The sequence below is a fragment of the Noviherbaspirillum sp. ST9 genome, from assembly GCF_048799745.1.
GTDB lineage: Bacteria > Pseudomonadota > Gammaproteobacteria > Burkholderiales > Burkholderiaceae_D > Noviherbaspirillum.
The window spans coordinates 220649-240330 of record NZ_JBLWFR010000005.1; the positions used below are offsets into that span (position 1 = coordinate 220649).

Here is a 19682-nt window from a genome sequence, read left to right on the forward strand (position 1 = left end):
ACCTCCTCATGACTCCAAACGATTTCACTACCGTCCGCGACCTGCTCCGTTATGCGGTCACCCGGTTCAATACCGCCAAGCTGTTTTTCGGCCATGGCAGCAGCAACGCCTTCGACGAGGCGGCCTACCTGATCCTGCATACCCTCCAGCTTCCGCTCGACAAGCTGGAGCCGTTCTACGATGCGCGCCTGCTGCCGGATGAAACGGCCGCTGTGTTGAAAGTCATCGAGCGCCGCGCGACAGACCGCGTCCCCGCCGCCTACCTGACGAACGAGGCATGGCTGGGCGACTATCGCTTCTATGTCGACGAACGCGTCATTGTCCCGCGCTCCTTCATTGCAGAACTGATCCCCGACCATTTTTCGCCATGGGTGGTCGATCCGGAATCCGTCGAAAACGTTCTCGAACTATGCACCGGCTCCGGTTGCCTGCCCATCATGCTGGCCGACGCCTTCCCGAACGCATCGGTAGACGCCGTCGACATTTCCCCTGACGCGCTCGCCGTCGCCCAGCGCAACGTCGACGAGTACGAACTGGGCGACCGCATCACGCTGATCGAGTCGGACCTGTACGCCAAGGTGCCCAAGAAGAAATACGACCTCATCGTCACGAACCCGCCGTACGTCAATGCCACCTCAATGGGCAAGCTGCCGCAGGAGTACCTGCGCGAGCCGCAGATCGCGCTTGCTGGCGGAGAGGACGGCATGGATCTCGTCCGCAAGATCGTCGCGGGAGCGGCCGAACGCCTTACACCCAACGGTGTACTCGTCGTTGAAATCGGGAACGAAAGGGAATTTGCCGAGGCCGCCTTTGCGGATCTCGAACTGACCTGGCTGTCGACCTCCGCAGGCGATGATGCCGTTTTCCTGCTGACCGCAGACCAGTTGAACGCGCAATGATCCGTTTCCAGCAAGTCAGCCTGACCAGAGGCATCAAGCCGCTGCTCGAAGGCGTCGACCTGACGCTGAACCCCGGCGAGAAGATCGGCCTCATCGGCGCGAACGGCGCGGGCAAATCCAGCCTGTTTGCCATGCTGCGCGGCGAACTGCATGCCGACCTCGGGGAAGTCGATTTCCCCGCAAAGTGGCGCATGGCATATGTGGCACAGGAAACACCGGCGCTCGACCGTCCCGCCATTGAATACGCCATCGATGGCGACGCCAATCTGCGCCGCCTCGAAACGGAACTGGCCCAACTGGAAGGCACGTCGGGCTGCCACGCCGAGGGCACCCGCATCGCAGAACTGCACGCCGCGCTGGCCGATGCAGACGCCTACACCGTTCGCTCGCGCGCCGAGCAATTGCTGACCGGCCTCGGCTTTTCGCAAGACCAGATGCTGCGACCGGTGGCGAGTTTTTCCGGCGGCTGGCGCATGCGCCTGAATCTCGCGCAGGCACTGATGTGCCCTTCCGACCTGCTCCTGCTGGATGAACCGACCAACCACCTCGATCTCGACGCCATCATCTGGCTCGAGGACTGGCTCAAGCGTTATCCGGGCACGCTGATCATCATTTCGCACGACCGCGATTTTCTCGACGGCGTGGTAAACGTGATCGTGCATATCGATGACAGGAAGCTGAAACGCTACGGCGGTAATTACTCGTCCTTCGAGACGCAGCGCGCGGCGCAGATCGCGTTGACCCAGGCGGCCTACGAGAAGCAGGCAAGGCAACGCGCGCACCTGCAATCCTTCATCGACCGCTTCAAGGCCAAGGCCACCAAGGCACGGCAGGCGCAGAGCCGCATGAAGATGCTGGCGAAGATGGAAGAAATCGCGCCCTTGCGCGCGGCTGCGGAATTCTCGTTCGAGTTCCGCGAGCCGCTCAGCGCGCCAAATCCGCTACTGGTGATGGAAGAGGTGGCCGCGGGATACCGCGTGGAAGACCCGACCACCCATGCAATCACCGACAAACCGATCGTCTCGCGGATCGATTTTTCGCTTCAGACCGGCCAACGTATCGGCCTGCTGGGCGTCAACGGCGCCGGTAAATCGACCCTCGTCAAGACCATCGCCGGTGAAATCCAGGCGCTGAGCGGCGACATGCGGCTCGGCAAGGGACTCTCGATCGGCTATTTTGCGCAGCACCAGGTGGAAATGCTGCGGCATGACGAATCGCCGCTGTGGCATTTATCGCGCATCGCACCGACGACGCGCGAGCAGGAGTTGCGCAACTTCCTCGGCGGCTTCAATTTCGGCGGCGACATGGTCTCCAGCAAGATCGCACCGTTTTCCGGTGGTGAAAAGGCGCGGCTCGCGCTGGCGCTGATCGTCTGGCAACGTCCGAACCTCCTGCTCCTCGACGAACCGACCAACCACCTCGATCTCGAAACGCGGGAAGCGCTCACCATGGCGCTGGCGCAATTCGAAGGCACGCTTGTACTCGTGTCCCACGACCGTCACCTGCTGCGCGCCACGACCGACCAGTTCATGATCGTGGCAGACGGCAAGCTTCAGGCTTTCGACGGCGACCTCGATGACTACCGCGACTGGCTGTTCAAGACAAAACTCGGCAAAGGCGACGCGCCGGCAACTTCCTCGGAGAAGCCGTCCGCCCAGCAGAGCACGGCCGCCGCATCGGAGTCGCGCGAAGACCGCCAGGAACGCCGCAGGCTGGAGGCGGAAGAGCGCCAGCGCCTGTCCGCCCTGCGCAAGCCCATCGAGTCCCGGATCAAGCGCCTCGACGAACAAATGACGAAGCTGAACGTGCGCAAGGGGGATGTCGATGCGCGCCTTGCGGACCCGTCCATATACGACGACGCCAACAAGGAAGAGCTCAAGGCGCTGATCCTCGATCAAGCCTACATCGCCAAGGAACTGGAACAACTCGAAACCGAGTGGCTGGAGCAACAGGACGCACTGGAAAAACTGTCAGCCTGACAGAAAGCAACAAACAGGAGGAAACGCATGAACGACGCTGTCGACCGTCCCTTGCAGGGTATTCGTGTTCTGGACCTCACCAGGCTGTTGCCCGGACCGGTCGCCACCATGCACCTGGCCGATATGGGTGCGGAGGTCATCAAGATCGAAGATCCCGGCCTCGGCGACTACGCCCGCACCATGGGCCATGTCCGCAAGGAAGTGTCGCAGTTCTTTGTCGCCGTGAATCGCGGCAAGCAGGGCATGCGCCTCGACTTGAAGGACGCCGTTCAGCGCGAAACCTTCCTCAAGATGGTGGAAACGGCCGACGTCGTCGTCGAAAGTTTTCGTCCGGGCGTCATGGACAAGCTTGGCGTCGGCTGGGAAACGCTTCGCAATCGCAATCCGCGTCTCGTGATGTGCGCGATTTCGGGCTATGGCAAGGACGGTCCGTTCGCGCAGCTGGCCGGGCATGACATCAATTACATCGGCATCGCCGGTATGCTGGAACAGAACGTCGGGCCGGATGGCATCCCGGCCCTGCCCAACCTCCAGGTCGGCGACCTGCTTGGCGGCGCGCAGGCGGCGGTGCAAGGCATCCTGGCTGCCCTGGTCGGCGCAAAGGCTGGCGGCAAGGGCCGCCTTGTCGACGTTTCCATGACCGATGCGGTATTCGCGCACAACATCATGCCGCTTGTCGCCGTCAACAACTTCGGCCGTTCGGCGCAACCTGGCCGCGACCTGCTCACCGGCGGTGTTCCCTGCTACAACGTCTATCGCACTGCCGACGCACGCTTCATGGCCGTGGGTGCGCTGGAGCTGAAATTCTGGGAAAGCTGCTGCGATGTCCTCGAACGCCCAGACCTGAAAGTGCGTCACTGGAGCCTGGGGCAGGAAGTCGGCGGCGCAGACGCGATGGCAGTGAAGGCTGAGCTCGATGCAATCTTCGCCAAGCAAACGCTCGCGGCATGGACAGACAGGTTCGCCAGAGCCGACTGCTGCGTGACGCCTATCCTGCGCGCGGATGAAGCGGTCGCGCACCCGCTCTTCCAGGCGCGCGGCATGGTGGCACGCAAGGAACACCCGAGCGAAGGCGAATACTGGTCGACTGGTCCTGCGGTAAGATTCCACGGGTAGGCGCTTGCCCTCCCGAGCAGGCCCGGAAATCCAATAGACATGCCACACGCGTTCCCTCATCTCCATACCCGCCGGCTGAATCTCCGCCAGATTGTGCCGTCGGATGCACCGGCACTGTTTTCCATCCATTCGGATGCGGAATGGATGCAATGGTATGGCGTGGATCCGATCACAAGCCTCGCCGAGGCCGAGCACCTGGCCGCACTTTTTGCAGGATGGTTTGTCGCAGGCACCGGTTTTCGTTGGGCGCTGGAGCGCAAGCAGGACAGGCAGGTGATCGGCACCTGCGGATTGTTCCGATGGAACAAGAGCTGGCGCAACTGCGTGATCGGCTATGAGATCGAGCGAGCGCACCAGCGTCAAGGCTACATGCGCGAGGCCGTGAGCGCCATCCTCGACTACGGGTTCGACGTCATGTCCCTGCACCGTGTGCAAGCGGAAACGCATCCCGACAACCGGGCTTCAATCGGGCTCGCGACCCGCCTTGGCTTCCGGTTCGAAGGCGTCCACCGCGAACAGGCGCATTGGGACGGACGATTCCACGACCTCAATTGCTACTCCCTGCTGGAACCCGACTGGCGCTCGTTGCGCCGACGCGGATAAACATCGAAAAGGCTTCCCTTTGGTTGCGACTCTCAACATCATCGGATGCGGCAATGTCGGGAAGGTGCTGGGACGCCTGTGGGCGCAAAGTGGTGTGTTCCTCATTCAGGACGTCCTGAACCGTTCCCTGGGTAGTGCCACCGCTGCGGTCGATTTCATCGGCATGGGGCGTCCCGTTGGCGATTGGGCGGAACTGCGACCAGCGGACGCCCTCCTGATCGGAACGCCGGACGACCGGATCGAAGCTGCGTGTGACAGCCTGATACGTTCCGGCACCCTCCGTCCTGCCGCCACGGTATTCCATTGCAGCGGCGCCCTGCCCTCCCACATCCTCGCCAAGACGAGATCGTACGGCGCATCGGTGGCAAGCGTGCATCCGATTCGCAGCTTTGCAGGGCCGGAGAGCGTGGCGGCCAGCTTTCCCGGAACCTGGTGCGGCATCGAAGGCGACCTGCCTGCAGTCGAATCGCTTTCCGCGGCATTCTCGGCAATCGGCGCGCAACTCGTCCGGATCAATCCCGAATACAAAAGCGTCTATCATGCCGCCGCAGTGTTCTCTTCGAACTATCTCGTCGCGCTGCTCGACGTGGCCGTGGAGGCCTACGCGAAGGCTGGCGTTCCGCGTGAGGAAGCACTCAAGCTGATGGAACCGCTGGTTCGCGGAACGGTCGATAACGTCTTCCGCCTAGGCACGACGGACGCGCTTACCGGCCCCATCGCGCGCGGTGACGTCGCGACCGTGCTCAGGCAATACCGCGCGGTGAGCTCCTGGGACAAGCGTGCCGGCGCGCTGTACAAGCGCCTCGGCAAGTTTGCCGCGGGCATCGCCGCACGCAGGCGCAAGCACAGCAAGTCCGACTGATACCTCACCATTGACAAACAAGAGATCCACCATGCCTCTTTCTTCCTACCTCGGCAATTTCCCCGTCGCCGGGGATCGTGTGTATGTCCACGCCTCCGCGCAGGTCATTGGCGATGTCATCCTTGGTGAGGACAGTTCGGTCTGGTGCAATGCCGTCGTACGCGGCGACGTCAACCGCGTCCGCATCGGCCGCTGCAGTAACGTGCAGGACCTCACGATGTGCCATGTGTCGCATAAGACGCCGGCTAAACCGGAGGGCTCGCCGCTCGTCATCGGCGACTATGTGACGATCGGCCATTCGGTCATCCTGCATGGCTGCAAAATCGGCAATGAATGCCTCGTAGGCATGGGCACGATTGTTATGGACGATGCAGTGATCCCGGACCGGGTGATGATCGGCGCAGGCAGCCTGGTCCCGCCGGGCAAGGTGCTGGAAAGCGGGATGCTGTACGTCGGCCGCCCCGTCCAGGCGGTCCGGCCGCTGACTTCGGAAGAAATCGCCTACCTGCGCTACTCTGCCGAGCACTATGTGCGCGTAAAGAACAACTATATGGAAGAAGCCCGGGACGTACCCGAGGCAGGATGAGGACTCACCGTTTCGGCGAGTAGATGTCGTGACCGGCTTCGTCAATCTGGCGGCGCAGGGCGCGCCGCTCTTCCGGAGTCATGCGCCCCTGTCGGCGCATGTTTTCCGCCTGCTGGCTGTTGGATTGCGCCTCGCCTGACGAGCCGTATCCGCTGCTTTCCGGCACGATTGCCCCATCCCGCCGGCGCTCCGGCGGGATGTTCTGGACCGGTTCACGCGGCACATTGCGATCGAGGGTCACGCTCTGGATATGGTAGGCGCGCACGGCATCCCTCGCTTCACGGCGGCCGTAGCCCGGGTCGGCGAACACGCTCGCCGCACCGAATACCAAAAGTAGAAAGAAACCGAATCGATGGAATCGCATTTTGTAAAACCACTTCGCCTTATCATGATTGCCGTCCGGGTCGCGGTCTTGCGTTAGACTGCATTGACAGCAAAAGGCTGACTGATAATGTGGAAGTGTATGCGTCACTTGAGGCACACTAAACCCGTTTAAGGTAAAGTTTGTAACACTTTGTAATGCTTTGCGCCAGAGACATTGATCCAGTTTTTTCTGACGTTACCATAGCGCCATGAACACGACCAACCCTACTGCACTTACGCCCGGACAGACGCCAAGCGGCCACCAGGCCCGCATTCTCGTCGTCGATGACGACCAGCGCCTGCGCGACCTCCTGCGCCGTTACCTTGCCGAACAGGGCTTCAACGTCGTGACCGCGGAAAACGCGCAGGCGATGAACAAGCTTTGGATCCGGGAGCGCTACGACCTCCTCGTACTCGACCTGATGCTGCCGGGCGAGGACGGCCTCTCGATCTGCCGCCGCCTGCGCGGCGCGGGTGACCAGACGCCGATCATCATGCTGACCGCCAAGGGCGAGGATGTGGACCGCATCGTCGGCCTCGAAATGGGCGCGGACGATTACCTTCCCAAGCCCTTCAACCCGCGCGAGCTTGTGGCACGCATCAATGCCGTCCTGCGCCGCAAGGGGCCGGACGAGATTCCGGGTGCGCCCTCCGAGACGCCGCAGACCTTCCAATTCGGCGATTTCATCCTCGATCTGGGTACCCGAACGCTCAAGAAAAATGGCGAAACGATCTCGCTGACTACCGGCGAATTCTCGGTACTGAAAGTCTTTGCCCGCCATGCCCGCCAGCCCCTCTCCCGCGAAAAGCTGATGGAACTGGCGCGCGGACGCGAATACGAAGTATTCGACCGCAGCCTGGACGTGCAGATCTCGCGTCTTCGCAAACTGATCGAGCCTGACCCGTCCAATCCGATCTACATCCAGACGGTCTGGGGCCTGGGTTACGTCTTCATTCCGGAAGGCCAACCGCGCTGAGTAGAGGATCTTGATCCCCATCATAGGAAACCGGCTTGGCTGGCTGAAAAGCGGCCTGTTCTGGCGGACCTTCTTCCTGCTCGCCTTCCTCATCACGGCGAGCATCCTCGCTTGGGTGACGAGCTTCCGAATTGTGGAACGCACGCCGCGCGCCCAGCAGATGGCCGCCCAGGTCATCTCCATCGTCACGATTACCCGCGCTGCGCTCACCCACTCGGCACCCGAGTTACGGCGAGAGCTGCTGTTCGACCTCGCCAGCAATGAAGGGATCCGTATTTACCCGCTGGAGGACACCGATGTGGTGGGCCCCGCGCCGGACTCCGAGCTGATGCAGGTGCTGGAAGCCTATGTGAAGGCCCGGCTCGGATCGGATACGAAGTTTGCCGGACGGGTGAACGATGTGGGCGGTTTCTGGGTCAGCTTCAAGATCGAAGATGACGAATACTGGCTGCGGCTGGACCGGGAGCGGATCGAAGGCGTGTCGAACATCCAGTGGCTGGGCTTCGGCACCGCTGCCCTCACCCTATCCCTGCTGGGCGCGGTGTTCATATCCCGTCTGATCAACCAGCCGCTGTCGCGCATCGCCACCGCCACGCAGGCGATCGCCAAGGGCATCTGGCCGGCGCCCTTGCCGGAACGCGGCCCGACCGAGATCAAGGATGCCAACCGCAGTTTCAACCAGATGGTGGCCGACCTGAATCGCGTCGAAAGCGACCGGGCCGTCATCCTTGCAGGTATTTCCCATGACCTGCGCACGCCGCTGGCGCGGATGCAGCTGGAGGTCGAGATGGCGCAGCTGCCGGATGAGGCACGGCTGGGCATGCAGTCCGACCTGGCGCAGATGGATGCCATCATCGGCCAGTTCCTCGAATACGCGCGACCGAGTGAAAACATGCATGGGGCAAGCGTGGACCTGAGTGCACTGCTGACAGAGTGCGCACGCGAAGCCGGCAGGATGCAAGACGTCCACGTGCAAAGCCGGATTGCGCCGAACGTGAATGTCTTCGGACACGCCACCGACCTCAAGCGCATCGTCAGCAACCTGGTCGAGAACGCGCGCCGGTACGGAAAGACGCCAAATTCCAATACTGCGAACATCGAGATTTCCTGCAAGTCCGAGGGCAACCAGGCCGTGATCGAGATCTCGGACAACGGCCCCGGCGTTCCGGAAAAGGAGCTGGACCGCCTGTTACGTCCCTTTACCCGCCTTGATACTGCGCGCGGCCAGGCCAACGGCGCAGGCCTCGGGCTGGCCATTGTTGACCGCATCGTGAAGCGGCATCGCGGCTCGATCAAGCTGTCGAGCAGGAATGGCGGCGGCCTGCATGTGCGTGTCTCAATCCCCGTCACCGGGGCGTTGAGCTGACTCAACGTTTCTGTGCTTGCAACAGCGGGAGCACGTATTCGCGCAATGCCACTGCGTTATTGATCTGGTGCTCCTTGCTGCTGTAGAGGAAGGTCACGGTACCGGAATCCAGGTGCGAAAGCAGATCACGCAGGCCATCCGGATTTTCGTGCAGTTCGCTGTAATAGCGGTCCCGGAACTCCTCCCAGCGCTCTGGGTCATGTCCGTACCACTTCCGCAGGTCATTGGACGGCGATACGCTTTTTGCCCAGTACGCGATATCCAGCCGCTCCTTGGTCATGCCGCGCGGCCACAGCCGGTCCACAAGAATGCGCCTGCCGTCTTCCGGCGACGCCGGCTCGTACACCCACTTCAGCTTGATGCTGGCCGTCATCCCGCCCTTCCCCGTCATAGTGACTCAAAACCGTTTGTCCGTGGCAAGCGCAGTAGCACGTCGGTCAATGCTTGCGGCGGCGCCTTCACCCGGCGGGCAGCAAGGTCAAACCAGGCGCCCCGGGTGATGACTTCGGCGGCAAGCCTGCCGTCTGCCTTGCGAAAACGGTTGACCATAATGAATTTCGCGCCGTCCTCGCTGATGCCGCCGAGCTCCATCGTCACCGAAAAGTTTTCAAGGAAATGAAGTTCCTTGTGGTAGACAATCTGCTCGGAAAACACAATGGGTCCCATGCCAGCCGCCTTGAAGTCCGCAGGAGTAAAACCGTTGTCCTTCATGTAGAGAAATCGGGTCTGGGCCGCGTAGTCGAGGTAGCTGGTATTGCGCAGGTGCACGTTGGCGTCCAGGTCCGACCAGCTTACGGTATATTGGTATTGATACTCGATCTGTTCCATCTGATTGCACTCCTCTTCATCGCAGTGCAGCCAGTCTACTTCAGCCACCGCAATGGGGGGAGAGGACGCCGTGCCAACTACAGCAGGTAATCAGGCCAAGATGCAGCCGGTAGACACCGTCATCCTTGCCATGCCGGGCACGCTTCCAACGACCGTGGCCGGACCGATGGATGTCTTTACGCAAGCGGGCCAACTCTGGGAACGGCTGTGCGCCGCCAATCCCACACCTCGTTTCGGCGTTCGTATTGTCAGCGTGGATGGTGGTGATGTCACCTGCATGACCGGCATGAAGATCGTATCCCAGGGCGCGCTCGCCGACGTCGCCCATGCCGACCTGCTGATCGTAACCTCGGCCAATGTCGCCGAGCGGCTGACGTGGGCGAAAACAGTCGTACCCCATCTCGATCGCCTGCACCGTCAGGGCACCCGTATTGCGAGCATCTGTACGGGCGCGTTCGTGCTCGCGGAAGCAGGTCTGCTCAGCGGCCGTGTGGCGACGACCCACTGGGGCTTCGTCCCGATGTTCCGCGACCTGTATCCGGATGTCGACGTCCGGCCCGAGCGCATGCTGACGCAGGACGGCAGCATATTCTGCTCCGGGGGCATCAATGCCTATGCGGAGCTTTGCCTGTACCTGGTGGAGCACTGGTGCGGCTACAAGACGGCCGAACAACTGGCGCGTGCCCTGGTGCTGGATGGCTGGCGCGAGCAGCAGATGGATTATTCGCTGTTTGAATTCCAGAAGCGGCATGGCGACAACGCCATCCTGAAGGCGCAGAACCACATGGAATCGCATTTCCGCAAAACGCTGAATGTCACGGACCTTGCCGAAATCGCCGCAATGAGCGAACGCAACTTCAAGCGTCGCTTCAAGAAGGCAACCGGCGACACGCCGAACGAATACCTGCAGCGCCTGCGTGTCGAGCATGCGAAGCACCGGCTGGAGCATTCGGCGCTCAGCATCGAAGGCATTGCGGACGAGGTGGGTTATCGCGACGTCGCCTACTTCCGCCAGGTCTTCAAGCAACTGGCGGACATGACGCCGCAGGCGTACAGGACGAAGATGCGTATTGCCCCGCCCGCAGCCAACCAGACGGACAAGGCTGCCGCCTGAAGATTCAGGAAAGGTCCTGCACCAGGGATGCCAGGGTTTCCTCGCCCAGTTCCTCCAGGTGCGCAGGATAGTTCGGATGATCGCATCCGATCATCATCTGCGCGCCGCCCTTGAGCGCCACCTTCATCGGCTCCGTCAACTCGAAGCGCACGAAGTGTACGGCGGAGGTCTTTTCCTCGTTTTCCCGATCCAGGTCTTCGTCGGCAATCGCATAGATGCGCGGCTGCCCTTCGACCTGGATGAACAGGCGATCCTCGATGCCGATCAGCTTTGACAGCGCCGCCCTGCGTTCGGTCTCGTTCGCATATTCGATCAGCATCGTGGCCTTCAGGTTGCTTCCATCCGGGATCAAGGGATTGTAGGCATCGAGTTCGGCCTGTATTCCATCGTCTTCGAAGATCCGCTCGATGCGCAACATTTCCTGCACCTGGTAGCGAACCGTCTGTTCATTCTCGAAGAGCAGCGTTACATGGTTGCCGAGATGGACGCTGCGCAGCTTCTTGTGCTGGATGATGTCCGCGCGGAGTGCAGGACGTGTCTTGGCGTAGGCTTCGAGCGTCAGGAGATGATGGGGTTGGAGCACGGTAATCCTCGTCGTAGTGTTCGGAAAACTTCGCCTAGATTCCATAGGCCTTCCGCAGCAGCGCCAGCGGATGGGCCAGTTGTGCTTTCTTCAGTCCGACCTCTTCCATGCCCTGCTCGATGTGATGACCGGCGAGCTGGCAATCGGAGGAAATGTAGTCGGGTTCGTCGTTGGCCATGGCCTTGAACACCGGCTTGCCGATCTTCATCGCCGTGGCGTGGAATTCCTTCTTGACGCCGAAGGTGCCTGCATGTCCGGAGCAGCGTTCGACGACATTCAGTTTCGTGTCCGGTACAAGCTGCAATGCCTCGACCGTCTTCTTTCCCATGTTCTGCACGCGCAGGTGACAAGGCACGTGATACGACACCGTTCCCAGCGCCTGCTTGAAATCGCGCTTGAGCAAGCCATCACGATTGCGCTGCACGAAATACTCGAAGGGATCCCACATTGCGTCGCGCACTGTCTGCACATCCTGATCGCGGGGGAACATCAGCGGCAGCTCCTGCTTGTACATCAACGTGCAGGAAGGAATCGGGGTCAAGATGGCATAGCCCTCGCGCGCAAGCTTTGCGAGATGGGGAATGTTGATGTTCTTTTTCGCCTCGACACCGGCGAGGTCGCCCTGCTCCAGTTTCGGCATGCCGCAGCAAGCCTCTTTCTCAAGCAGGACATACGGAATTTCGTTGTGGTCGAGGATAGCCAGCAGATCGTGCCCGACGCCAGGTTCGTTGTAGTTGATGTAGCAGGTTGAATAGACGGCGACCTTTCCCGGTGTGAGGGTGCCGTTCTTTACGGCATACGGACGGGAGTCAGCTGCACCCGAACGGAATTTCCGGGTCGCGAAGTCCGGAAGCCAGGCCTTCCTGTCCACACCCATCACGTTTTCCAGCATGCCGCGGGCGGCGCGCGTCTTGTTCACAGCATTGACAGTCTGGGTAACGATCGGGATGCCGGCAAACGTCCCGAGTCCATCCGTGTTGGACAGGAACTTGTCGCGTAGGGCGACTTCGCCCTTGCGAAACTTGACCGCCTTCGCGCGCAGCATCAGGTGCGGAAAATCGAGGTTCCATGGATGCGGCGGCGTGTACGGACACTTGGTCATGTAGCACACATCGCACAGGTAACATTGGTCGACGACCTTGCCGTAATCCTTCTTGTCGACGCCGTCGACTTCCATCGTCGACGAGTTGTCGACGAGATCGAAAAGGGTCGGAAAGGAGCCGCATAAGGATACGCAGCGCCGGCATCCGTGGCAGATGTCGAACACCCGCTCCATTTCCTTGTGCAGGGACGCCTCGTCGTAGAAGTCGTCGCTTTTCCAGTCGAGCGGATGACGGGTCGGCGCTTCCAGGTTGCCTTCGCGGTTGGACATGGCGGTAAGCGCGCGCGACCTCCCGCCTCCCGATTGGAGGGAGGCTTCAGCCGGCAGCGCGCAATTCAGTCAACGAACGAATCGAGTGCTTTCTGGTAGCGGTTCGCGTGTGAGCGTTCCGCCTTGGCCAGCGTCTCGAACCAGTCCGCAATTTCGTCGAAGCCTTCGTCCCGCGCAGTCTTGGCCATGCCGGGATACATGTCGGTGTATTCGTGCGTTTCGCCCGCGATCGCCGCCTGCAGGTTCTGGCGCGAGCTGCCGATCGGCAGGCCAGTCGCCGGGTCGCCGACGGTTTCAAGGTATTCGAGGTGTCCGTGCGCGTGTCCCGTTTCCCCCTCCGCAGTGGAGCGGAACAAGGCGGCAATATCATTCTGGCCCTCCACGTCCGCCTTGTTGGCGAAATAGAGATAGCGGCGGTTTGCTTGCGATTCCCCTGCGAATGCAGCCTTCAGGTTGGCTTCAGTCTTTGAGCCCTTGAGGTTTGCCATGCGAGTCTCCTTCCTTGTTATACGTCGGTGGAAATACATGCGGCATGATGGCTGAGGGCGCGTGAAACGCCCCGCGAAACGGGTAGTGCACACTCATTGTCGGCGGCGCTTTGGCAAAGCTCAAATTGGCAATTTCAATTTGCCGTATTGGGAATATCAATCCAGTGCGGCGGAAGAACAGCTAATTCCTATCGAGAACAGCAGTCGGGGCAGCGGCCGACGCGATTTCCGTGCATGTCATACAATCCGGCGGGAGACAACGACAACCGACAAAAGGAAAACCCATGCTGAATTTCGACTTCTACAACCCCACCCAGATCCTGTTCGGCAAAGGCCGCATTGCCGACCTGTCCAAGGTCGTCCCGGCGGATGCCCGCGTGCTGGTGCTGTACGGCGGCGGCAGCATCAAGAGCAATGGCGTGTTTGACGAAGTGATGGCGGGCCTGGCCGGCCGTACGGTGTTCGAGTTTGCCGGCATCGAACCGAATCCCAGCTACGAGACCCTGATGCACGCCGTCGAACTGGTGCGCAAGGAGAAGCTCGACTTCCTGCTTGCCGTGGGCGGCGGCTCGGTCATCGACGGCACGAAGTTCGTCGCCGCCGCAGTGAACTTCGAAGGCGATCCATGGGCGATCCTGGAAAAGCGTGGACGCAATATCACCCAGGCGCTCCCCTTCGGCAGCATCCTCACCCTGCCTGCGACCGGATCCGAGATGAACGACGGCTCGGTTGTCACCCGCAAGTCGCTGCAGGCGAAGGTGGCGTTCTCCAACAAGCTGGTATTCCCGAAATTCTCCATCCTCGATCCCACCAAGACGTTCAGCCTGCCCGTCAAGCAAATCGGCAATGGCGTCGTCGATGCATACGCCCACGTGATGGAGCAGTACATGACCTATCCGGTCAACGCGCCGGTGCAGGACCGTTTTGCCGAAGGCCTGCTGCTGACCCTGATCGAGGAAGGCCCGAAGGCGCTGGCCAATCCGGAGGATTACGACACGCGTGCCAACATCATGTGGTGTGCCACCCTCGCGCTCAACGGCCTGATCGGCGCCGGCGTGCCGCAGGACTGGTCGACGCACATGGTCGGCCACGAACTCACCGCGCTATACGGACTGGACCATGCACAGACGCTGGCCATCGTTCTGCCGAGCATGCTGCGCGTGCGCAAGGAAGGCAAGCGCGCCAAGCTGCTGCAGTACGCGGAGCGCGTCTGGAACATTACCGAAGGCAGCGAGGACGCTCGCATCGAACAGGCGATCCAGCGCACGCAGGAGTTCTTCGAGAAGATGGGCGTGAAGACACGTCTGGGCGACTACAAACTGGGCACGCAGAATATCGATGCCATCCTGAAACACTTGGAAAGCCATCGCATGGTGACCCTGGGCGAACAGCGCGACGTCACCCTCGACGTGAGCAGGAAAGTGCTGGAGCTCAGCCTCTGACTTGACGCCTGAACTTCCCGCAAGGCGGGTAATCTACCCAAGCGACATGCCGGAAGGCAGAGCGCGTGAAATTAGCGGCATGGAAATGTTTCCATGCCGTTTTTCTTTCAGGAGGTTACATGCCCACATCCCCATCGACTGGAATACCCGACAAGCAGCCAGCCCACCTCAAGCCCGGCGACGACGCCGCGCCGGGAACACCCGGAACCGGTGAAGACCTGTGCGAGGACTGCGGCGGCACCGGCATCCGGAAAGACGGCAATGAGTGCCCGACCTGCGAAGGGACCGGCCGCGTGATACACGGCATCGGCGGAGGTTAGGATTCGGCGCGGCGATAGACGAGCGCTACGGCATCCGCGGCCATGCCTTCCTCGCGCCCGAGATAGCCGAGGCGTTCGTTGGTCTTGGCCTTGATGTTGACCTGCCCCGGGCCGATGTCGAGGTCGGCGGCGATATTGGCAATCATGCCGGCGATATGCGGCGCCATTTTTGGCGCCTGCGCAATGATGGTGGCGTCGATATTGCCGACAAGGTAGCCGGCTGCGGTGACGCGCTTCCCTGCCTCGCGCAACAGGACGCGGGAATCCGCCCCCTTGAACTGCGCATCCGTGTCCGGAAAATGGCGTCCGATGTCGCCCAGCCCGGCAGCACCCAAGATGGCATCGGTAATCGCATGCAGCAGCACATCGGCATCCGAGTGGCCGAGCAGGCCGGCGGAGTGCGGAATCGTGACGCCGCCGACGATGAGTGCCCGACCGGGAACCAGCGCGTGGCAGTCATATCCTTGGCCGATTCTGAACGGTGGGAGGCTCATGGTTTTCCTTTCAGGTGCATTTCAGCGAGTGCCACGTCGTGCGGCAAGGTGATCTTGAAGTTGCGCGGGCTGCCTTCGACCAGCTTCGGCTTCAGGCCCAGCGCTTCGATAGCCGAGGCTTCATCGGTGACCTCGCTGGCCTTTTCCAATGCGGAGCGCAGCAAGGCGTACCGGAACATCTGCGGCGTTTGCGCGGCCCAAAGGCGGTCGCGAGGCACGGTAGCTTCGGCGCGCCCTTCCGCGTCGCTGCGCTTGAGCGTATCCACGACAGGCAGCGCAAGCAGGCCACCCACCGGATCATCCGAGATAGCGGCGATCAGCTTCTCGATCAATTCCCCCGTAAGGCCCGGCCGCGCGGCATCGTGCACCAGTACCCAGTCTTCGTCGCCAGCCGTCCCGCGCATCGCCTGAAGTCCGTTCAGCACGGACTGGTGCCGGGTCGCGCCGCCTTTGTGGATGACAGTCACGCGATCGGCGAGATGCTTGGCACCGGCCAGCGCCTCGTCGATGTAGCCGTCCTCCTTGCTCACAACTACGTAGGTGTGGTCAATAGCAGCGCAGGAAGCAAAGGTATCGAGCACGTGCACCAGCATCAGTTTGCCGGCCAGCGGCATATATTGCTTGGGGCAGTCCGCGCCTATGCGCGCGCCGACGCCGGCGGCAGGGATCAGGGCAAAGTGGCGGGATGGAGTCATTCTGACAAGTTTGAGCCGCACGGCTGCAGGTGCATGCAAACGGGCCGCGACGGGGCTTGGTTTATAATCTCGCCATATTTTCTCATAGTGCAGTCCCCGACATGCAGCTTGCTGGGGCATTTCCCGCAACCTGACATTCCCTATGTCGTTTGATCTGAAAAAGTCCCTCCCCAAGGCAGGCAACCGCTTTGCCCTCCCCGCCGTGCATGGCTCCGCCGATGCCTTTGCCCTCGCGCAGGCCGGGCTCGAACTGAAGCAGCAGAAGCGCATGCTGGCCGTCGTCGTCGCCAATGCGACCGACGCGCAGCGCCTGCTGCAGGAAATCCCCTGGTTCAGCGGCAAGGACGAGCAGGGTCTGCGTTGCCACCTGCTACCCGATTGGGAAACCCTGCCCTACGACGCGTTCTCGCCGCACCAGGATCTGGTATCGGAACGCCTCGCCACCCTGCATGAAGTCAGCACCGGGCAATGCGACGTGCTGCTGGTGCCGGCGACAACCGCACTGCTGCGCATGGCGCCGCCCTCCTTCCTTGCGGCCTACACCTTCTTTTTCAAGCAGGGCGAAACGCTGGATGAAGCGCGGCTGAAATCACAGCTGACGCTGGCGGGCTACACGCATGTCGGACAAGTCATGTCGCCGGGCGAATATTCGGTGCGCGGCGGCCTGATCGACCTGTTCCCGATGGGCTCCGTCCTGCCCTACCGTATCGACCTGTTCGGCGACACGATCGAAACGATCCGCACCTTTGACGCCGATACGCAGCGCTCCCTGTATCCCGTGCGCGAAGTACGCCTGCTGCCGGGGCGCGAGTTCCCGATGGACGAAGCGGCACGTACCGCCTTCCGCGGCCGCTGGCGCGAGGAGTTCGAAGGCGATCCGTCGAAATCCGCGATCTACAAGGATATCGGCAACGGCATCGCTTCTGCCGGCATCGAGTACTACCTGCCGCTGTTTTTCGACGAGACGGCAACCCTGTTCCAGTATCTTCCCGAAGATACGAGCTTCGCCCTGGTCGGCGACATCGAAGCGGCGATCAAGCGCTTCTGGAGCGACACACAGTCCCGCTACAAATTCCTGAAGACGGATCGCGAACGTCCCCTGCTGCCGCCCGAGCGTCTTTTCCTCACCGACGAGGATTTCTTCACGCTCGCCAAACCGTTCGGCCGCTGGGTGATCCAGCAAGGTGACGTCGCTTCCGAAATCTCCGCGCCGATCCCGAATATCGCGGTCAACCGCCGCGTCGACGACCCGCTCGTCAACCTGCGCTCCTACCTGCTCCAGACTGGAAAGCGGGTGATGATCTGCGCAGAATCAAGCGGCCGCCGCGAAACGCTGCAGCAGTATTTCAATGAGTACGACCTGCCGCTCGCGCCTTGCGAGGGTTTTGCCGACTTTTCTGCCGCATCGGCAAAGGTGATGCTAGGCGTCGCACCGCTGCATGCGGGATTCGAGCTGTCGCCAGAACTTGGCGGCCTCGCCTTCATCACCGAGACGGAACTGTATGCAGGCACCGGCCGCCGTGCAGGCCGTCGCAAGCAGGAAGCGGTTACCCAGGTCGAGTACATGGTGCGCGACCTATCCGAATTGAAGATTGGCGATCCGGTCGTGCACGTCAACCACGGCATCGGCCGCTACATGGGCCTGCTCAGCATGGATCTCGGCGAGGGCGAGACGGAGTTCCTGCACCTCGAGTATGCGAAGGAGACGAAGCTTTACGTCCCGGTGTCGCAGCTCCACGTCATCTCGCGCTATTCTGGCGCGTCGCCCGAAGACGCACCGCTGCACACCCTCGGCTCCGGGCAGTGGGAAAAGGCCAAGAAAAAGGCCGCGCAGCAGATCCGCGACACGGCTGCCGAACTGCTCAACCTGTATGCGCGCCGCGCCGCACGCCAAGGCCACTCCTTCCAGTATTCCGCACGCGACTACGAGGCGTTTGCGGAGAGCTTCGGCTTCGAGGAAACGCCGGACCAGAGTGCAGCCATCAACTCTGTCATCAAGGACATGACGAGTGGCAAGCCGATGGATCGACTGATCTGCGGTGACGTGGGTTTCGGCAAGACCGAGGTGGCCTTGCGCGCCGCGTTCGTCGCCGTCATGGGCGGCAAGCAGGTGGCGATCCTCGCGCCGACCACGCTGCTGGCCGAACAGCATGCACAGACCTTCGCCGACCGGTTTGCCGACTGGCCGGTAAAGATTGCCGAACTGTCGCGATTCCGTACCGGCAAGGAAGTCACGCAAGCCGTCAAGGGAATGGCTGAAGGCACCGTCGACATCGTCATCGGCACGCACAAGCTCCTGTCGAATGACGTGAAATTCTCGCGCCTCGGACTGGTCATCATCGACGAGGAGCACCGCTTCGGTGTGCGTCAGAAGGAGGCGCTGAAGGCCCTGCGCGCGGAAGTCGACGTGCTGACGCTAACCGCGACGCCGATCCCGCGTACGCTGGGCATGGCCCTCGAAGGCCTGCGCGATTTCTCGGTCATCGCAACCGCGCCGCAGAAGCGCCTGGCGATCAAGACCTTCGTGCGCACGGAAGAAGCCTCCGTCATCCGCGAGGCCTGCCTGCGCGAACTCAAGCGCGGCGGCCAGGTGTACTTCCTGCACAACGAGGTGGAAACCATCCTCAACCGCAAGGCGATGCTGGAAGAATTGCTGCCCGAAGCGCGCATCGCCGTTGCCCACGGCCAGATGCACGAGCGCGACCTCGAAAAAGTCATGCGCGATTTCGTGTCGCAGCGCTTCAACATCCTGCTCTGCACGACCATCATCGAAACCGGTATCGACGTCCCGACCGCCAACACCATCATCATGCACCGCGCCGACAAGTTCGGCCTGGCACAGCTGCACCAGTTGCGCGGCCGCGTCGGGCGCTCGCATCACCAGGCCTACGCGTACCTGCTCGTGACCGATGTTCACGGACTGACCAAGCAGGCGCAGCGCCGCCTCGAAGCCATCCAGCAGATGGAAGAGCTGGGCAGCGGCTTCTACCTGGCGATGCACGACCTGGAGATCCGCGGCGCCGGCGAAGTCCTGGGCGAGAACCAGTCCGGCGAGATGCAGGAAATCGGGTTCCAGCTCTATTCCGACATGCTGAACGAAGCCGTACGTGCGCTGAAGAACGGCAAGGAGCCGGACCTCGCGGCCCCGCTGTCGACCACCACCGAAATCAACCTGCACGTCCCTGCCCTGCTTCCTCAGGATTACTGCGGCGACGTACACGAGCGCCTGTCACTGTACAAGCGTCTTGCGAACTGCGAATCACAGAGTACGATCGACGATCTGCAGGAAGAGCTTATCGACCGTTTCGGCAAGATGCCGGACCCCGCCCGCGCCTTGATCGAAACGCACCGCCTGAGAATCGCCGCCAAGCCGGTCGGGATTGTTAAAATCGATGCCCATGCGGAATCGGCGGTACTGCAGTTCCAGCCGAACCCGCCGATCGACGCCATGCGCATCATCGAACTGATCCAGAAGAACCGGCATATCAAGCTGCATGGGCAGGACAAGCTGCGCATCACGGCCAGCATGCCTGACCTCGGGGCGCGCGTGTCGCAAGTCAAGGCGACGATTCGCTCCCTCGTACCGTAATCCTTT

General features: G+C 61.6%; 20 protein-coding genes. 12 read left to right on the plus strand and 8 right to left on the minus strand.

The window, feature by feature from the left end; genetic code table 11:
* The first annotated feature begins 8 nt into the window (after positions 1–8).
* Genes prmB through ACNOHI_RS12980 form a run of 6 tightly spaced genes read left to right on the plus strand, consistent with a single transcriptional unit; the run spans position 9 to position 6045 of the window.
* Entirely contained in the window at positions 9–899 is an 891-nt protein-coding gene (prmB, locus tag ACNOHI_RS12955) for a 50S ribosomal protein L3 N(5)-glutamine methyltransferase (protein WP_420475086.1), read from the plus strand.
* A complete protein-coding gene (locus ACNOHI_RS12960; RefSeq protein WP_420475087.1) occupies positions 896–2878 on the plus strand; it encodes an ATP-binding cassette domain-containing protein in 1983 nt (660 codons plus the stop codon). Before prmB ends, ACNOHI_RS12960 begins: the two co-directional genes overlap by 4 nt.
* Positions 2879–2905: 27 nt before the next feature.
* A complete protein-coding gene (locus ACNOHI_RS12965) occupies positions 2906–3994 on the plus strand; it encodes a CaiB/BaiF CoA transferase family protein (protein WP_420475088.1) in 1089 nt (362 codons plus the stop codon).
* A 39-nt stretch (positions 3995–4033) separates the two neighbouring features.
* Positions 4034–4597 (plus strand): GNAT family N-acetyltransferase, encoded by a 564-nt coding sequence (locus ACNOHI_RS12970; RefSeq protein WP_420475089.1) that lies wholly within the window; start codon positions 4034–4036, stop codon positions 4595–4597.
* 19 nt (positions 4598–4616) lie between these two features.
* Positions 4617–5459: a Rossmann-like and DUF2520 domain-containing protein gene (locus tag ACNOHI_RS12975; RefSeq protein WP_420475090.1), complete on the plus strand. Its 843-nt coding sequence runs from the start codon at positions 4617–4619 to the stop codon at positions 5457–5459.
* A 31-nt stretch (positions 5460–5490) separates the two neighbouring features.
* Positions 5491–6045: a gamma carbonic anhydrase family protein gene (locus ACNOHI_RS12980; protein WP_420475091.1), complete on the plus strand. Its 555-nt coding sequence runs from the start codon at positions 5491–5493 to the stop codon at positions 6043–6045.
* Between the two features lie 4 nt (positions 6046–6049).
* Here the strand turns inward: ACNOHI_RS12980 and ACNOHI_RS12985 are convergent, their stop codons facing one another.
* Positions 6050–6355 carry a hypothetical protein gene (locus ACNOHI_RS12985; RefSeq protein ID WP_420475092.1) on the minus strand — a complete coding sequence of 102 codons (306 nt, stop codon included), beginning with the start codon at positions 6353–6355 and terminating at the stop codon, positions 6050–6052.
* A 262-nt stretch (positions 6356–6617) separates the two neighbouring features.
* Between ACNOHI_RS12985 and ompR the strand changes: the two genes are divergently transcribed.
* Positions 6618–7385 (plus strand): two-component system response regulator OmpR, encoded by a 768-nt coding sequence (gene ompR, locus ACNOHI_RS12990; protein ID WP_088709035.1) that lies wholly within the window; start codon positions 6618–6620, stop codon positions 7383–7385.
* A gap of 13 nt (positions 7386–7398) precedes the next feature.
* On the plus strand, positions 7399–8751 hold the full coding sequence (locus ACNOHI_RS12995) for an ATP-binding protein (RefSeq protein ID WP_420475363.1): 1353 nt from the start codon (positions 7399–7401) through the stop codon (positions 8749–8751).
* Position 8752: 1 nt separating this feature from the next.
* Here ACNOHI_RS12995 and ACNOHI_RS13000 read toward each other — a convergent pair whose 3' ends face one another.
* Positions 8753–9124: a DUF488 domain-containing protein gene (locus tag ACNOHI_RS13000; RefSeq protein WP_420475093.1), complete on the minus strand. Its 372-nt coding sequence runs from the start codon at positions 9122–9124 to the stop codon at positions 8753–8755.
* A gap of 14 nt (positions 9125–9138) precedes the next feature.
* Entirely contained in the window at positions 9139–9579 is a 441-nt protein-coding gene (locus tag ACNOHI_RS13005) for an acyl-CoA thioesterase (RefSeq protein WP_420475094.1), read from the minus strand.
* Positions 9580–9649: 70 nt separating this feature from the next.
* Between ACNOHI_RS13005 and ACNOHI_RS13010 the strand changes: the two genes are divergently transcribed.
* Positions 9650–10693 (plus strand): GlxA family transcriptional regulator, encoded by a 1044-nt coding sequence (locus tag ACNOHI_RS13010; RefSeq protein ID WP_420475095.1) that lies wholly within the window; start codon positions 9650–9652, stop codon positions 10691–10693.
* A gap of 4 nt (positions 10694–10697) precedes the next feature.
* Here ACNOHI_RS13010 and ACNOHI_RS13015 read toward each other — a convergent pair whose 3' ends face one another.
* The 3 genes from ACNOHI_RS13015 to ACNOHI_RS13025 all read right to left on the minus strand — a co-directional run bounded on the left by ACNOHI_RS13015 (position 10698) and on the right by ACNOHI_RS13025 (position 13136).
* The gene (locus ACNOHI_RS13015; protein ID WP_420475096.1) at positions 10698–11276 is read right to left on the minus strand and encodes a DUF3501 family protein; all 579 of its coding nucleotides are present in this window, start codon (positions 11274–11276) and stop codon (positions 10698–10700) included.
* A 34-nt stretch (positions 11277–11310) separates the two neighbouring features.
* Positions 11311–12648 carry a heterodisulfide reductase-related iron-sulfur binding cluster gene (locus tag ACNOHI_RS13020; protein ID WP_420475097.1) on the minus strand — a complete coding sequence of 446 codons (1338 nt, stop codon included), beginning with the start codon at positions 12646–12648 and terminating at the stop codon, positions 11311–11313.
* Between the two features lie 65 nt (positions 12649–12713).
* On the minus strand, positions 12714–13136 hold the full coding sequence (locus ACNOHI_RS13025; RefSeq protein ID WP_420475098.1) for a rubrerythrin family protein: 423 nt from the start codon (positions 13134–13136) through the stop codon (positions 12714–12716).
* Between the two features lie 284 nt (positions 13137–13420).
* Between ACNOHI_RS13025 and ACNOHI_RS13030 the strand changes: the two genes are divergently transcribed.
* Both ACNOHI_RS13030 and ACNOHI_RS13035 read left to right on the plus strand, forming a co-directional pair.
* Positions 13421–14578 carry an iron-containing alcohol dehydrogenase gene (locus ACNOHI_RS13030; RefSeq protein WP_420475099.1) on the plus strand — a complete coding sequence of 386 codons (1158 nt, stop codon included), beginning with the start codon at positions 13421–13423 and terminating at the stop codon, positions 14576–14578.
* A gap of 119 nt (positions 14579–14697) precedes the next feature.
* On the plus strand, positions 14698–14898 hold the full coding sequence (locus ACNOHI_RS13035) for a hypothetical protein (protein ID WP_420475100.1): 201 nt from the start codon (positions 14698–14700) through the stop codon (positions 14896–14898).
* Here the strand turns inward: ACNOHI_RS13035 and ispF are convergent.
* Both ispF and ispD read right to left on the minus strand, forming a co-directional pair.
* Complete coding sequence (ispF, locus tag ACNOHI_RS13040) at positions 14895–15392, minus strand: 2-C-methyl-D-erythritol 2,4-cyclodiphosphate synthase (protein WP_420475101.1); 498 nt, start codon at positions 15390–15392, stop codon at positions 14895–14897. The two genes, ACNOHI_RS13035 and ispF, sit on opposite strands and share 4 nt — an antisense overlap.
* Entirely contained in the window at positions 15389–16087 is a 699-nt protein-coding gene (gene ispD / locus ACNOHI_RS13045; protein ID WP_420475102.1) for a 2-C-methyl-D-erythritol 4-phosphate cytidylyltransferase, read from the minus strand. Before ispD ends, ispF begins: the two co-directional genes overlap by 4 nt.
* Before the next feature lie 142 nt (positions 16088–16229).
* On the opposite strand from ispD, the gene mfd reads away from it, so the two are divergent.
* On the plus strand, positions 16230–19676 hold the full coding sequence (mfd, locus tag ACNOHI_RS13050; protein WP_420475103.1) for a transcription-repair coupling factor: 3447 nt from the start codon (positions 16230–16232) through the stop codon (positions 19674–19676).
* The last annotated feature ends 6 nt before the right edge of the window (positions 19677–19682 follow it).

What these genes read in the sequence shown, in the direction of transcription:
- prmB (WP_420475086.1), top strand. Translation starts at nt 9, where the DNA reads ATGACTCCAAACGATTTCACTACCGTCCGCGACCTGCTCCGTTATGCG.
- ACNOHI_RS12960 (WP_420475087.1), top strand. Translation starts at nt 896, where the DNA reads ATGATCCGTTTCCAGCAAGTCAGCCTGACCAGAGGCATCAAGCCGCTG.
- ACNOHI_RS12965 (WP_420475088.1), top strand. Translation starts at nt 2,906, where the DNA reads ATGAACGACGCTGTCGACCGTCCCTTGCAGGGTATTCGTGTTCTGGAC.
- ACNOHI_RS12970 (WP_420475089.1), top strand. Translation starts at nt 4,034, where the DNA reads ATGCCACACGCGTTCCCTCATCTCCATACCCGCCGGCTGAATCTCCGC.
- ACNOHI_RS12980 (WP_420475091.1), top strand. Translation starts at nt 5,491, where the DNA reads ATGCCTCTTTCTTCCTACCTCGGCAATTTCCCCGTCGCCGGGGATCGT.
- ompR (WP_088709035.1), top strand. Translation starts at nt 6,618, where the DNA reads ATGAACACGACCAACCCTACTGCACTTACGCCCGGACAGACGCCAAGC.
- ACNOHI_RS13000 (WP_420475093.1), bottom strand. Translation starts at nt 9,124, where the DNA reads ATGACGGCCAGCATCAAGCTGAAGTGGGTGTACGAGCCGGCGTCGCCG.
- ACNOHI_RS13005 (WP_420475094.1), bottom strand. Translation starts at nt 9,579, where the DNA reads ATGGAACAGATCGAGTATCAATACCAATATACCGTAAGCTGGTCGGAC.
- ACNOHI_RS13020 (WP_420475097.1), bottom strand. Translation starts at nt 12,648, where the DNA reads ATGTCCAACCGCGAAGGCAACCTGGAAGCGCCGACCCGTCATCCGCTC.
- ACNOHI_RS13025 (WP_420475098.1), bottom strand. Translation starts at nt 13,136, where the DNA reads ATGGCAAACCTCAAGGGCTCAAAGACTGAAGCCAACCTGAAGGCTGCA.
- ACNOHI_RS13030 (WP_420475099.1), top strand. Translation starts at nt 13,421, where the DNA reads ATGCTGAATTTCGACTTCTACAACCCCACCCAGATCCTGTTCGGCAAA.
- ACNOHI_RS13035 (WP_420475100.1), top strand. Translation starts at nt 14,698, where the DNA reads ATGCCCACATCCCCATCGACTGGAATACCCGACAAGCAGCCAGCCCAC.
- ispF (WP_420475101.1), bottom strand. Translation starts at nt 15,392, where the DNA reads ATGAGCCTCCCACCGTTCAGAATCGGCCAAGGATATGACTGCCACGCG.
- ispD (WP_420475102.1), bottom strand. Translation starts at nt 16,087, where the DNA reads ATGACTCCATCCCGCCACTTTGCCCTGATCCCTGCCGCCGGCGTCGGC.
- mfd (WP_420475103.1), top strand. Translation starts at nt 16,230, where the DNA reads ATGTCGTTTGATCTGAAAAAGTCCCTCCCCAAGGCAGGCAACCGCTTT.